Source organism: Nonomuraea diastatica (assembly GCF_004349015.1).
Taxonomy (GTDB): Bacteria; Actinomycetota; Actinomycetes; order Streptosporangiales; family Streptosporangiaceae; genus Nonomuraea; species Nonomuraea diastatica.
The window spans coordinates 1-12,885 of the sequence record NZ_SMKP01000251.1 but is presented as its reverse complement, the minus strand read 5'-3'; the positions used below and the strand labels follow the sequence as shown (position 1 = coordinate 12,885).

12 protein-coding genes and 4 pseudogenes are annotated in these 12,885 nt (G+C 67.3%); 7 read left to right on the top strand and 9 right to left on the bottom strand.

The window, feature by feature from the left end; genetic code table 11:
* Positions 1–135: 135 nt before the first annotated feature.
* From E1294_RS47520 to E1294_RS53725, 3 genes are all read right to left on the bottom strand, one after another.
* Entirely contained in the window at positions 136–429 is a 294-nt protein-coding gene (locus E1294_RS47520; protein ID WP_165977888.1) for a hypothetical protein, read from the bottom strand.
* 226 nt (positions 430–655) lie between these two features.
* Positions 656–934, bottom strand: coding sequence for a hypothetical protein (locus E1294_RS47515; protein WP_132518669.1), 279 nt, complete (start codon positions 932–934; stop codon positions 656–658).
* On the bottom strand, positions 919–1,077 hold the full coding sequence (locus E1294_RS53725) for a hypothetical protein (RefSeq protein WP_165977887.1): 159 nt from the start codon (positions 1,075–1,077) through the stop codon (positions 919–921). Before E1294_RS53725 ends, E1294_RS47515 begins: the two co-directional genes overlap by 16 nt.
* Positions 1,078–2,377: 1,300 nt before the next feature.
* On the opposite strand from E1294_RS53725, the gene E1294_RS47505 reads away from it, so the two are divergent.
* Positions 2,378–3,094, top strand: coding sequence for an alpha/beta fold hydrolase (locus tag E1294_RS47505; RefSeq protein WP_220448350.1), 717 nt, complete (start codon positions 2,378–2,380; stop codon positions 3,092–3,094).
* A 194-nt stretch (positions 3,095–3,288) separates the two neighbouring features.
* Here E1294_RS47505 and E1294_RS47500 read toward each other — a convergent pair whose 3' ends face one another.
* Both E1294_RS47500 and E1294_RS58610 read right to left on the bottom strand, forming a co-directional pair.
* On the bottom strand, positions 3,289–3,471 hold the full coding sequence (locus E1294_RS47500) for a hypothetical protein (RefSeq protein ID WP_132518665.1): 183 nt from the start codon (positions 3,469–3,471) through the stop codon (positions 3,289–3,291).
* Positions 3,472–3,878: 407 nt separating this feature from the next.
* Complete coding sequence (locus tag E1294_RS58610; protein ID WP_132518663.1) at positions 3,879–4,211, bottom strand: transposase family protein; 333 nt, start codon at positions 4,209–4,211, stop codon at positions 3,879–3,881.
* Between the two features lie 959 nt (positions 4,212–5,170).
* Here E1294_RS58610 and E1294_RS53720 point away from each other — a divergent pair.
* The 5 genes and pseudogenes from E1294_RS53720 (at position 5,171) to E1294_RS47475 (ending at position 9,036) form a co-directional block, all read left to right on the top strand.
* Positions 5,171–5,311: a hypothetical protein gene (locus E1294_RS53720; protein WP_165977885.1), complete on the top strand. Its 141-nt coding sequence runs from the start codon at positions 5,171–5,173 to the stop codon at positions 5,309–5,311.
* A gap of 80 nt (positions 5,312–5,391) precedes the next feature.
* Entirely contained in the window at positions 5,392–6,681 is a 1,290-nt protein-coding gene (gene fxlM, locus E1294_RS47490; protein WP_132518661.1) for a methyltransferase, FxLD system, read from the top strand.
* Between the two features lie 59 nt (positions 6,682–6,740).
* The gene (gene fxlA, locus E1294_RS47485; RefSeq protein WP_132518659.1) at positions 6,741–6,938 is read left to right on the top strand and encodes an FxLD family lanthipeptide; all 198 of its coding nucleotides are present in this window, start codon (positions 6,741–6,743) and stop codon (positions 6,936–6,938) included.
* Between the two features lie 69 nt (positions 6,939–7,007).
* A pseudogene (locus E1294_RS47480) lies at positions 7,008–7,987 on the top strand (lantibiotic dehydratase).
* Between the two features lie 134 nt (positions 7,988–8,121).
* Positions 8,122–9,036, top strand: a complete 915-nt coding sequence (locus tag E1294_RS47475; RefSeq protein ID WP_132518655.1) for a hypothetical protein — start codon at positions 8,122–8,124, stop codon at positions 9,034–9,036.
* Between the two features lie 145 nt (positions 9,037–9,181).
* Here E1294_RS47475 and E1294_RS47470 read toward each other — a convergent pair.
* The 4 genes and pseudogenes from E1294_RS47470 to E1294_RS56775 form a co-directional block, all read right to left on the bottom strand.
* Positions 9,182–10,052: pseudogene (locus tag E1294_RS47470) on the bottom strand (IS982 family transposase); the annotation flags it as partial.
* A 131-nt stretch (positions 10,053–10,183) separates the two neighbouring features.
* Positions 10,184–10,669 (bottom strand): nuclear transport factor 2 family protein, encoded by a 486-nt coding sequence (locus E1294_RS47465; RefSeq protein ID WP_132518653.1) that lies wholly within the window; start codon positions 10,667–10,669, stop codon positions 10,184–10,186.
* Between the two features lie 291 nt (positions 10,670–10,960).
* Positions 10,961–11,469, bottom strand: a pseudogene (locus E1294_RS47460) (NlpC/P60 family protein); the annotation flags it as partial.
* Complete coding sequence (locus E1294_RS56775) at positions 11,469–12,095, bottom strand: replication-relaxation family protein (RefSeq protein WP_246083788.1); 627 nt, start codon at positions 12,093–12,095, stop codon at positions 11,469–11,471. The gene E1294_RS56775 and the pseudogene E1294_RS47460, both read right to left, overlap by 1 nt.
* A 39-nt stretch (positions 12,096–12,134) precedes the next feature.
* Between E1294_RS56775 and E1294_RS56770 the strand changes: the two are divergent.
* A pseudogene (locus tag E1294_RS56770) lies at positions 12,135–12,704 on the top strand (transposase); the annotation flags it as partial.
* Between the last annotated feature and the right edge of the window lie 181 nt (positions 12,705–12,885).

The window sequence follows — 12,885 nt, the reverse complement described above, 5'->3', positions numbered from 1 at the left end:
CGCGCGGTCAACGGCGCCCACCTGGTCGCACTGGTCCGAGCGGGCGCCCTTTTCATCGACGGCAAGCTTGTCGAACGTCCCGCAGAATCAACCGTCTCCACAGCCGCCTAGAACTTCATGATCCACATGTCTTGACTATTGCTCTGGATAAAGGCGGATCTGGACGATGAGGTGCTTGCCCTTGACGCGGTTGAGGCCGACGACCTCGACCTTGAGGTTCTCGGTCATGGTACTGCGGGTTTCGGCCAGGGCCGGTCGGGTGTCTTGACCGGATGCCGTGGCGGTGGCGGGCGGAGCGCTGGTGGCCGGGGCACTCGACGTTGGCGCGGTGGTGGCGGGCGGGGGCGCGGCTTCCTTCATCGGTAGCGCCCCGCACCCGGCCACCGCGAACGTGAGTACGCCGCTCAGGGTCAGGATCCGGCTAGGCATGATGGAGATTGTGTGATGTGCGAAATGACAGAGCTTGGTCATGATCCTCGACTGCGGTTGATGGGGTCGATCGCGAGCGGGCCAGGGCTGGCGCAGCACCTTGCTCGTCTCCTCTACCTCGTGCCGCTCAGTGGCAGGCGCCACGTCAGAGACTTTAAACGGGCGTCGAAGCGGCTGACGCCGACCCGACACCCGTTCGACGTCCACGCGGCGCGAGTCTTCGTTCTCATCGAGCCACGGTACGGTCCCGGCTCAAGGACCCAACGGGCCCGCGAGGCGGTGCGCCAGGCGAGTGCCCGTCGCCGGTGGGTGCCACCTCGCTGCGGCGGGCGGCCGAGATGGCCAGAGCCGCCAGCAGTGCGGTCACGACTACCGTTACGGCGAGCGCGGTCCACGTAGCCGTGTCGGGGTGGATCAGCGACTGGCCGCGCATCGCTCGCCACGTCGTGATGGTGAACAGCACGGTGTAGCCCAGGATGACGACCCCGGTCAGCTGGGCGCGCACGCGTTCGCTGCGCAGCCAGCTGATCCGGGCGCGAGGGCGGTGAGGACCAGCACCGCGAGCACGAAGACCTGGACGGAGTGCAAGCCGATGAAGTGCGGAACGCGGAGGTCGCCACCCGCGGTGCTCCAGTTCGTGATCGGCATGCCGTCACCGTCCGGTGCCCCGACCCCGTGCTGCGCCAACAGCGTGACCGGGTTCCCGTACGCGTCCTCGACTGTCCGTGGCCCAGTCGTGGCCCACCCGCGGATGAAGGACGCCAGTGCCATGCCGATGACGGACAGCCCGATCCCGGCGCGTAGGGCTCTGGCGCGGTGTCGCCGATCCGCTGGAACAGCAGCATGACAGCGATGAGCAGGCTCGCCCGGAACAACCCGACCACGCCTGAGGAGAAGACCACCTGCCCGATCTGGTTGAACGCATCGGTGTTGGTGCTGAAATGGCTGTAGGTGCCGCGGGCGGCCTGCGCCGCGATGAAACCGACGTCGATCAGCCCGGTGAGGGCGAAGGCCGTTCCGAGGGTCCACATCGTGCACCTTGCCCGGCGAAGCTTCAGCAACAGCCAGGCGAGCGTCGCACCGTAAATGACGAACGACACCCCGAACTTCAACGGCTTCGCCCTGATCGATGCCTGCATAAGCTCATGATCATCTGCGAAGAGACCGAAGCTCGCGACGACGACGAGCGCAAACATCGCCGCCACCGTGATCATCAACGGTCGATGCCACGACCGCACTTCGGCAAACGGGATGGACATCTGGTCCCCCGGCCCGTCTCATACGCCCCCCACTCCGGTGTCGCCCATGCTGGGGGAGGCTGCGCCGAGCATCATTGGAGCGAGCCACCCACGATCCGGCGGGCAGAACCACGGCACGTGTGGGCGGCGCACCAGTTCTGCGGTGTCCGCGGGGGTGCGTACGGTGTATTTTGCGTCAGGCGGACATGGTAGCCGGGCTCCGCAAAATGCATTGACCCCGGCGGCGTGGACCCGTACCAATACCTCGGTGACCCCCGGCTCGGGCCGGGAAACCTCAGTGAGCTGCAGCACCTCCGGCCCGCCGTACGCGTGCTGGACGATCGCCCGCATGGTCGCCGTCATGGCGTACTCCTTCTTTGAGCCCTTCGGCCGAGCCGAATCAAGGTGTGGGCGGCGATCTCGCACCGGCCCGCTACCGATCGGTGTGGGGGGAGTGGCCGGGCTCAGCCGCTATTGATGTCGCCAGAGCCCGGACGCCCGGTGCCGATCGTCCACCCGCATGGCCCAAGAATCCCACGGGAGCTTGACTTGACACCTACCAACGCGCCGCCCTGGCAGCTGCGTCACGGCAAGTTATCGGCGCTGAGGAGCTGGTCGTGTCGGCGTGTCGGTCGTCCATCGGGGCCGGTCCGGCTACCGTGCCCAAGATGACTCTCTGTCACAATTGGTGTGGCCATGGTCCTGCTCTGGTGCTGCTGCATTCGGCGGTGTGCGATCGGCACATGTGGGCCCCGCAATGGCCGGCCCTGCGTGACGCGGGCTATCACGTGGTGTGGTGCGACTTCCGGGGGTTTGGCGACTCCCCGGTGGCGGACCGGCCGTACCGCGATGCCGCAGACGTCGCCGACCTCCTGGACCATCTGGGCCTCAAACGAGTTGCCCTGGTCGGGTCCTCCCACGGCGGCGAGGTCGCGCTGGAGGTGGCGGCGACACGGCCGGAGGCGGTCACCGCCGTGGCATTGCTCTGTTCCGCGATGCCTGGACACGTGCCTGGCCCTGAACTGCAGTCGTTCACCGAGCGGAAGAACGCGCTGTTGGCGGCGGGCGACATCGCTGGGGCCGTCGAGTTGAACGTCATGACGTGGCTGGGCCCTGAAGCCAGCGGAGAAGTTCGGGAACAGGTCCGGCAGATGTACCGGCATGCGGTCGAGACGCATGCGACAGCAAAGTTCGCCTCGACCGCCGCGCCGGTCGACCTGGCGCGGATCACAGCCCCTTGCCTGGCTGTGTCGGGCGCGCACGATCTCGCTGACTTCCGAGATATCGCCGTCAGCCTGCCGGAACGAATTGCCGGCGCCCGCCACCTCGAACTGCCCTGGGCTGGCCACCTGCCCAGCCTGGAGCGACCTGCGGTGGTAACTGACTTGCTGATCCGATTCCTCGGCGAGACGGTCCCCGCTGGCTGAGGGAGAGCCAGTTTTGAGACCGCCAGGTAGGGGCGGGACCTGAGCCTCTCGCTGGCTGCCGCCCGCCCGAGTGGGAGCAGATGGCCCGCACGGTGCGGATGCTGGTTGCCGCCAGCGTTCTGAGTCAGTTATCCACCGACAACATGAGGCCAGGCGTCAAGGATCTCGTCGGCGGTCTTGGCTGTCCATGTCGATCAGCACGGTGGCGTAGGAGTGCCCGCGCCTCTTGGTGAATCGTCGATCCCGAGCACGGTGACCTGGCCGATTTCGAGGTCGGGCAGGGCGCGGACCAGATGGATCAGTGTGTCCCGGCCGACGCGTACGCCGGGTAAGGCCAGCAGCCGGGAGGCGGCGCGCCCGGCCAGTGCCAGCGCCATCAACTCCAGCAGCCGGCGCAGCAGTTTCGTGCGGCGAGCGTAGCCCGCGTTCCGCAGAATTCACCTCGTCTGGAGACGCGAAGTGCGGGCTGACCTGCAGAGTCTCCACCGACTGCCCGGATCATCCGTTTCTCTAGACGCTCACAACAGCCCAGGTCAGCGAGGCGGGCAATCACGCTGGAACCCAACAATGGGCCGCGAAACGACGCAGGCAAAACCCTATGAACTGGGGCAAGTTGACGACCCCGGGCGGAGCCTTGCGTCGGCGCTCTATTGTTGCTCCTGCAGCGGGCCTGCGATGGCCTTCAGCCGGCCCTCCGGGGACTTCGCTGGGCAGCCTCGCTACCTGCGGAAACGTCATGTCCTAGAGACACGGCCTGTGGCAGCAGGGAAGGCGAAGCCGCAGGTCAACAGGCATGCCGTTGCTCCAGCGGCTCCGAATTGCGCGGAACGTGGGCGTAGGGCTGGGTGAGACCGGGCACGGGTTCGGCGAACGTCCGGACCGGGCACGCTCGATTCGGGCAGGTCAGGCGGCGGACCGTGAGAGCGATCAGGACCGGGCGGCCCCCGGCTGGCAGGGCATGCAGCAGCCGACGGTGGCGGCCATGCACCCGTGAGGAGGATGTGCCGCACGCCCGGCAGGTCGCCGGCCCGCCCCCGGTATGCGCCGTGACCAGCACGGAGTCCCCGTAATCGATCACCTCCTCAACGATCAGCTCCGCCAGATGGGGGAAGAGCATCCTCAGGCAGCAGGCATCGCCCGCCGCCGCATGCTGCGCACAGGGCACGATGAACCTCGCGGCCGCTCAAATGATGATCACGTTTTTGGTCGAACAATATCCTCACGGGGCGGCCGCACCTATGCGCGGCCAGTTATCCGATTGCGATCAGTTCAGTCGCGGGCGGGAGTCTCGGCCACTGTCTGTGACGGCACCACACAAAGATCGCCAGAGCCAGATTCACAGAGCGCCATCAGGACGCAATCCGTGCGGATGTCCTTCGGGTGTAACTCGTTCTCAGTGAGTGTCTGCGCTGGGCCACTCACCGGTGTTGTCGCACCAGGCGGTCAGCGGGAACAGCCCAAAGCTGCCCTTGAACGTCCCGGCTGCCGCTTCCCTGTCGCTGTGAGCGACCTGGATTGTGGCATCCAGCCGGATCACGACCCAGTCGCCGAGGTCGCCGTAGCAGGTCCGCGAGGCTGGCACGCTCCCGTGCCGGGCGGCGACCGGCTCCCACACCCGCCACGGAAGCAGCGACAGCGGCGTTGCAAAGAGGCCGTCACCATTGTCGAGCCCACCGCAGGGGGTAATCCTCGGAGGCCCACGAGCGCACTGCCTACGTCACTGAGTAAGAGGCTTGAATGACGATCTCGATTCCCGGCCGGCCACCTGAGCAGCATGTGGGTCGAGAACTGATCGTGGTGTGGCGGTCCGCTCGTCGGGCGCGGTGCATCCCCCCGAGCACCGCGCTGCCACGCCCGTGCGGGCGGCCCGGTGAAGTCTCCCCGCCGTCCGCGCCTGGGCGCAGGCCAGGTGGTCGCCCGCTCCTGGCCTGCGCTCACCCACTGTCCAGGTCCGGAGGTGAAGCACATGGTGGTCCGCAAGGTTGATGTCGCGGAAGCAGCGGCGGGGCGGAGTGTGATGAACCGCGTGGCGTCCACGTTCGCGCATCCCCCTGCCCCAACCCGAAGGGCAAGCCTATGAACCTCATCTTGCTCATCGGCCTGCGCATGATGAACGCGCGCCTGTCCGAGACGCCGCAGGACGAGGCCGTAGCTGCTGATGGTCAAGGGGTCGCAGCGGATGAGCGGCCGGCGTCCACGACCGACTGGGACCTGTGATCACCGTCTTGCGCGGCGTGGTCGATGGATTACCGGCATCGGCTCGTCCAGCGTGAACACGCTCGGGTGGAGGGGCGCCGATGGCTCCCCTTGCGTACCGAGTCCGTCCAGCAAGATCCGGAGAAGAGGAACGATTCGTGACTGACGAGACCATCGACCAGGCTCGGGCCGCTGAGCTCAGGGACAAGCTCGCGGACGAGCTGATCGCGGCAGGACACATCAAGTCCGCCCAGGTGGAGGCGGCGTTCCGTACGGTGCCACGGCACGCGTTCGTTCCAGCCGATACGCCGCTGGAAATTACCTACGCCGCCGACAACGCGGTGGTGACCAAGAGGGATGAGCATGGCATCGTCATCTCCTCGGTGAGCGCGGCATACATCCAGGTAGCGATGATCGAGCAGGCCGAGCTGAGGCCGGGCATGAGCGTCCTGGAGATCGGTTCGGGCGGCTACAACGCGGCCTTGCTGGCCGAGGTCGTCGGAGTCGACGGCCAGGTGGTCAGCGTGGACATCGATCCGGAGATGACCGACCGTGCCACCGGCCTCCTGGAGGCTGCGGGATACGCCGATCGGGTCACGGTGATCACGGCTGACGCGCAGGACCAGATTCCGGGGCATGGGCCGTTCGATGCCATCATCGTGACCGTCGGTGCCTGGGACGTGTCTCCTGCCTGGCTGCGCCAGCTGGCGCAGCCAGGCAGGCTCGTGCTGCCGCTTCGCATGAAGGGCGTCAGCCGCTCCATCGCCTTCCGCCGCGAGAATGACCACCTGGCCAGTACCTCCGCGGTGGTGTGCGGATTCGTTCCGATGCAAGGGGCCGGTGAGCACGTCGACAGGGAGTTCCGGCTGCCGGACCCGCAGGGGCACATCGTCACGCTTCGGTTCGATGACGAAGCACCTGACGACCCGGCCTTGTTGAACGGCGTCCTCGCCGGCCAACGCAGCGAGGCGTGGTCCGGCGTCACGATCGAACACGGAGTCTCCTTCGCCGACCTGCACCTTTGGCTCGCGAGCTTCCTGCCCGGCTTCTGCAAGATGGCCGTCGACGAGGGGACCGAGCTCGCCCAGGAGCGCAAGACCTGGTTACCCTTCGCCGTGGTGCGCGGCGACTCCTTCGCCTGCCTGTCGGTGCGGCCCCTGCCGCAGGGCGAGGGAGTCGAGTTCGGAGCCCGCGCCTACGGCCCGCACAGTGAGAAGCCCGCAACCGCCATGGTGGATCAGATCCGGGCATGGGACGCCCAAGCCAGGCGTCGGCCTGAGCCCACGTTCGCCTACTGGCCGACCGGCAGTTCCCCCGCCCCTGTGGCTGAGAACGTGGCGGTCCTCCGCAAGACCCACGGTCTTGTCACGATCTCCTGGCCCAAGGACTGAGCGACCGCTCAGGGCCAGGCTGCCCACACCGAACCCGGAAACCGAAGGACTACACATCCATGTCACCACTGCTGGCTCTCGACCCCACCGAGGCTCCGGACCCCACGGATGTGGTGGGCGAAGAGGAGTTCGAGCTGGACATGTGCGTCGTTGAGGCGACGACGTCGCTCGTCGTCATGATGTGCGACACCAGCGACGGCTGCGGCAGCACCTGTAGCACCAGCGCGTGCAGCACCAGCTCGAACGACCCTTCCTGATCGTTTTCTCAGCCGTCGGGGCCCGTGCTCGCGCCGACGGCGCAGCCCGTAACCGGTACGGAAGGAATCATGGTGACCGTCCTCCCGCGGTACGAACACACCGGCCTGGTGATGGTGCGCGCGAGCACCGATCCGGGAGACCTTGACCTGCCGACGCACCTCGACCTGTCCGATGAGACGGCGATCCAGCACGAGGGCAGGGCGTGGCCGGCGAAGGTCTGGGCGCGCGGCGACGTCCGCGAGGCACTGCAGATGGCCAGCCCTGTCCTCGCGAGCCGCATCGATCACCTGCTCGGCTGCGAGCGATCCACCACCGCCGACCTGCGACGAGCCGTCCTCTCCACTGGCTCGTACCTGCTGCGCTGGCAGCGACGTGCCACCCCGTTCGGGCTGTTCGCCGGAGTGGCCACGGCCACGGTCGGGCCCGCGAAGGCCGATTTTGGAACGCGACATCATGTCCGTCCCGGGTCGACGTCGAATGGCTCACGAGTCTGATTGATCAGAACGAACGACATCCTGGCCTGCGACCGCGTCTGAAGGTGACCACCGACAGCTCCGGCATCGTCCGCGACGGCCGCTTCATCGTGGGCGCCCGGGCAGAGATCGGTGCGCGCACTCCCGGCCCACTTCGTGGAGTATCCGTGCGTTTGACCCGTCCTGTACGGTTCGCGCTCGCGGCAGCCGTCCGTCCCATCCGCTTCGACGAACTCGCTGGTGAACTGGCCGCGCGCTTCTCCGCCACCCCGCCGGAAAAGATCGTCTCCCTGCTGCACACCTTGATCGACCAGCGCATTCTGATCACCAGCTTGCGCCCGCCGATGACCGCGGTCGATCCCTTGCGGCACCTGATCGAAGCTCTGCGCGTGGCGGGCTGCCAAGATCTGCCGGACATCGCGGAACTGCTACGCGCGCTTGAGAACGTGCAAGAGCTGCTGACCCGCTCCACCAGCACCACAGATCCGGCCGAGGCCGCCACCGTTCGCGCCGAGGCCGGCACTCGGATGAGCGCCCTCATCCCAGGAGCCGGACTGGCCACCAGCCATGGCTAGCCCCGCCCCCACTATCTATCACTACCGAATCTCTTGACACCCTCGGCGAAGCGGCAGATCCTTCGAGCGACCTTCGTCGTGCGAAGGATCGCCACACGCATGGATCACGAACCGCAGAAAGCGCCGGTGACGCAATGGCCGTGAAGGTGAATCACGTCTGGTTCGGCGACGACCCCCTGGGCACGTTGGACAAGTTCAACGTCTACACGTGGAGGGCTCTGGGACACGAGGTGACGATTTACGCGCATCGCTGGAACGGCACCCCTCACGACGAGGCATCTTTGGGGTTGTCGGGCTCCGGCGTCAAGGTCGAAAACCTGAGCACCATCCTCGCCGAGGACGACAACAAGCGGACCGCGACGCTCCCCGAAACGCGGGCGCTCCTGAAGGGGTGGATCGAGGCGACGAACAAGGAGAAGCCTCTCGAGACCGACGTCATCTACAACCTGGTCGATCTCACGAAGTCCTACATCGGTGGAACGTGCCAAGGCATCGTCCTGGACTTGAAGGTCGGCCCGAGCCCGCACCTCGCCGCCTACGAGGATGCTTTCAAACGGAAGTTCGTCAGCTACACCCGCGGCGGAAACACGGTGGCGCCGGAAAACCAGTGCATCGGCACGATGGAGGAGGCGGACACGCTCCGTGGCAAGTACGCCGCGAAGTTCGAACAAAAAGTCACGGACAACGTCGACGGCGAACGCGGGCTGCGTTCAAGGCCTGCTGAGAGACACTTCGGCCTGATCACCTCCTTCCACGGTCAAGGCTTCATCGCCGCCAGGCCCAACATCGACGTGGCCAGGCAGGCGCCGGGAGGTGGAGCCGGCGGCCAGTACGAGGTGAAGGAGATTCGACGGCCGGGTCACGGCCCCTTCCGCGTCTTCAAGGCGTCGGAAGACCAGACCAACAAGAGCAGCGCCGAGAAGACCACGCCGGAGGAGGTCTTGGAGCTGTGCCAGTACGTCTGGGACAACGAGCTGGAGGGCAAGAATGTCCCCAACGAAAAGTACCTCGGCAAGGTGAAGGAGGCCCTGCAAGCGCTCTCCGGCTGAAGGCTCCCGCCGCCGCGAGCGTGTGTTCTGGTGTGGGCAGCCGGTCAACCCCGCCGTGCTCAACGCGCATCAGATTGAGTGCAACGGGTGAGAGGTGAGCCGCCGCGCCGTGGCGCTCCCCGCCCTCGCAGGCGCCTGGGGTGATGGGCTGGCCGCTGGCGCGGTTGTGCCAGATCGCCGCGGTCAATGCCAGGATCCGTTGGGCGACGCGGACCGCGACGCCCAACGGGCTGGCGTCCGCCGTGCAGTTCCAGGTCGAGCTGGCCTTTGAGGGTGTCGTTGACTGACTCGATGAGCTGGCGGATCGGTTTGAGGAACTGCTCGCCCGGGCGGGGCGCGCGGTTGCGGTAGGAGGGACGCAGTAGGTGCACGCCGCGTTCGGCCAGGTAGGCGTCGAGTCCGGCAGATACGTAGCCCTTGTCGGCGATGATCAGCAAGCCGGGGCGCTCGGGGACCAGGTGGGGGTCGTGGTCGAGGATGGCCATCAGCACCTGGCGCTCGTCGAGTTTCGGGGTGGCCAGAGCCCAGGTGATCGGTAATCCGGCAGGGGTGCACACCAAGTGCGGGCGCGGGCCCCAGAAGAACCGCGAGTGGGAGCGGCAGTAGCCGTAGCCGGCCCAAACGGCCAGCTCGGAGCGCTGGGCGGTGGGGCGGGAGCGGCCACATTCGACCGGCCTGGAGTCCACGACCCAGACCGGGTCGGTCCACAGGTCTGTGTCGCGGGCCAGGGCACGGATGGCGCGTTGGATCAGGGGCAGGGATGCGCGCAGGCGTTTGTTGTAGCCGGACTGGCCGGGCAGGTAGGGGAAGGCGCCGGGCAGGTGCACCGGCAGGAAGCGCAGCCAGCGGGTCTCGGAGCGGATGCCGAGCAGGGCTTGGGCGATGACCAGGGTGAGCAGTTCGGCGTCGGTGAGTTTGGGCGGGCGACCGATACGGGCAGGCGTGCCGGGAGCACCGAGCCAGTCATCGATCTTGACGTAGAGTGCGGTGAGAAGGGTGTTGAGGTCTGTTGTCACAAACCGATCTTCAACACCCTTTGTCATGGCCCGGTACTCCCGCAACTGCGCCGAGCCGCCAGGTAGGTGGTCTACGTGCCGGTAACGTGCGGGAACACTGCGGTCAGCTCCTCCTGCTTCGGCCCAGCGCTCTACGTGTGCAAGGTCGCGGCGGCGATGGCGGCGGGATCCCAGTAGAACGGTCGGCATTCGAGCATGCGCCCGTTCCGTACCCGAATCAGTTGGATGATCACCGTGTCGATCTCCTGACCAGTTGCACGAGCGCGGAACCGTACCCGGCTCCGTACCACCACCGTGTCCCTGTCGCCCCAGTGTTCCTGCTCCAGGAACTTCATGGATGCCCAGGTCTCGCTGAAAGCGGCCAGGAACCGCTCCAGCCCGTCACGTCCTCGCCACGTCCCCGTTCCCGTGAAAGGCAAGCCGGGAGCCTGATGCAAGACGACCTCAGGGTCCAGGTATGCGGCGACCTTGTCATAGCTCGCCTTGCCGAACCCGCCGGCGGCGACGTACGCGGCCTCGGCCCGGTAGAACTTCTCCATCACCGCCCAGGCGTCCTGCGATCGGTCCCCGGCAGGCGAGCCGTCAGTCTGCTTCTCGGTCACGTTCGCCGTACTCATGGCGCCAGCATCACAGACAGGTGAAGAACCGCGCTGGCGGTGATCGGACGCCTCAGTGGCGGGGGTGCGTGAGCCCGGACACCTCAACCCGCGCAATTACTGGTTCCCACATGTTACCGGCACATAGACCGCCTACTTCAGGCTCGGCACAGCTTGGAGAGCAGCCCGAAGAAGTTCGGACTTACTCGTCTAGCTGCCTGGACGGGCGTAGCCGATGATGTCCTGGCGGGTGGTGTATCGGCTGATACGGATGCGTACGCCGGTGCGGAGGGTTTCGATCATGCGGTTTGTGTCGAGGACCAGGTCGACGTGTCCGGGGTGGTTGGGGCTTCCGCCGGAGCCTTGGAAGGACACGAGGTCTCCTGGAGCTTGGTAGCCGGGTCCGATGTGGCGTAGGGCGTGCCATTGTTCAGCGGCGGTGCGCGGAAGGCGACTCCGGCTTGGTGCCAGGCGTAGCGGGTGAGGGCGGAGCAGTCGAAGCCGACCGTGTTCGCTCCTTGGTCGATGCCTCGGCTGGGGCCGTCGAGTCCGCCGCCTCCCCATGAGTAAGGGGTGCCGAGCCAGCGGGCAGCGGCTGCAAGGGCTGTTGCGCCGTGCCCTGTCCCGGTGATCCGTGGTGGCGCGCATGCGGGCCGTGTGAGCGCGGTGGCATCGGGTTTGGCAGTACGAAGAGGCACGGTTGCGCACAGGGCGTCGGAAGTCGGCACGCTGTTGTGCGGCAGCACGGTTGCGACGACGCCGACGATGATGATGGCGACCAGGACGAACACGCCGGTCACTGTCGTGGCGATGACCGCCATCAAACAGGCTCGCTGTGGGGGGTGATGGTGCCCCACGCGTCCCGTAGGGCGATCAGCGGACGGCGGGGGCCCGTTGATCCGGCTGGTAGCCATACGGGTCCGGCGGGGCCGTCAGGGGCCGTTGCGGGGGTGTGCACGGCGGTGGCCGTGGGGACGTCGCTGCTGGTCAGGAGCTTACGAAGGTTGGCTTCGCGGGCAGCGCTCGGGAGCCAGAACAGGACAGGGGTCGTGATGCCGGTGGCTTCGGCGAGGGCGGTGTAGCCGTCTAGCTTGGCCAGGACACGGGATAGGGCCTCGGTGCCGGTGTCGTGCTCGAGGAAGAAATCGATCGTGTCGGGCTGGCCGGCGGGGGAGGGTTCGGACCAGCGGCCGAAGGCGTCGGGGCGGGCGAGATCGCCCCAGAGGGCGGCGCAGCGACGTTCTGGCCACCATTCGGTGACCGCTGCCCCGTCGGCCCGGTGGCGGGCGGTGGCGTGCAGCTGGGCGAAGAACTCGTTGACGCCGACCTGGTGGTTCAGGCGGGACGAGAGCGCGATGGCGCTGGCGGAATCGGGGCGATAGCGGAGCTCGGCCGGGGTGATGCCGCGTTGGGCCGCAAGGTGGTGGGCTCCGGTGGTGCCGAGGATCCAGTGCCAAGGGCGGCTTCCGGTGGGCGCCCAGGGGCGGAAGCGGTCACGCCCGCCTACAACGCTGACCGGCAGGTCCGGCCCGGCGCCTGGGTCGCCGAGCTGACCGGCCTGCTGGACCTGACCGGCCGGCCCAAGGGCATGCGCGTCATCGCCCGCAAGGAGCGGCCGCACCCCGGCGCCCAGCTGCGCTTCACCGACGTCGACGGCTGCCGCGTCACCTGCTTCGTCACCGACGCCAAACAAGGGCAGCTCGCCGACCTGGAACTACGTCACCGCCGCCGGGCACGCGCCGAAGACCGCATCCGCTGCGCCAAGGACACCGGCCTGGCCAACCTGCCCCTGCACCACTTCGCCCGCAACCAGGTCTGGTGCGAACTCGTCGCCCTGGCCTGCGAATTGCTCACCTGGATGCAGATGCTCGCCCTGCCCGGCACCGCCGCCCGCGGCTACGAACCCAAACGCCTGCGCCTACGGCTGTTCGCGGTGGCCGGACGGCTGGTGCGCGGCGGCCGCCGGCTGCGCCTGCGCATCGCGGGGCGATGGCCCTGGGCCCGTGACATCCTCACCGCGCTGGACCGCCTGCAGGCCCTGCCCGCACCACCCTGACCAGCCACCCACCGCCCCTACGACCAGAAAGGGAACCCGCGGGCCCGTGGAACCCCGCCCACCCGGCGCGACAGCCGGGCCGATGCGCTGACCACCGCCCGGATTCAACCCTCAGCCGGACCGCTCAGCCGACCAATCCTCGGTCATGAAAGATCGAGGCTAGTAGTTTTTTATCTATAGT

Bases quoted from the DNA above. Each gene is read 5' to 3' on its own strand.
- E1294_RS47520 (WP_165977888.1), bottom strand. From the start codon at position 429: ATGCCTAGCCGGATCCTGACCCTGAGCGGCGTACTCACGTTCGCGGTG.
- E1294_RS53725 (WP_165977887.1), bottom strand. From the start codon at position 1,077: ATGCCGATCACGAACTGGAGCACCGCGGGTGGCGACCTCCGCGTTCCG.
- E1294_RS47500 (WP_132518665.1), bottom strand. From the start codon at position 3,471: ATGGCGCTGGCACTGGCCGGGCGCGCCGCCTCCCGGCTGCTGGCCTTA.
- E1294_RS58610 (WP_132518663.1), bottom strand. From the start codon at position 4,211: ATGCTCTTCCCCCATCTGGCGGAGCTGATCGTTGAGGAGGTGATCGAT.
- E1294_RS53720 (WP_165977885.1), top strand. From the start codon at position 5,171: ATGAACCTCATCTTGCTCATCGGCCTGCGCATGATGAACGCGCGCCTG.
- fxlM (WP_132518661.1), top strand. From the start codon at position 5,392: ATGGCTCCCCTTGCGTACCGAGTCCGTCCAGCAAGATCCGGAGAAGAG.
- fxlA (WP_132518659.1), top strand. From the start codon at position 6,741: ATGTCACCACTGCTGGCTCTCGACCCCACCGAGGCTCCGGACCCCACG.
- E1294_RS47475 (WP_132518655.1), top strand. From the start codon at position 8,122: ATGGCCGTGAAGGTGAATCACGTCTGGTTCGGCGACGACCCCCTGGGC.
- E1294_RS47465 (WP_132518653.1), bottom strand. From the start codon at position 10,669: ATGAGTACGGCGAACGTGACCGAGAAGCAGACTGACGGCTCGCCTGCC.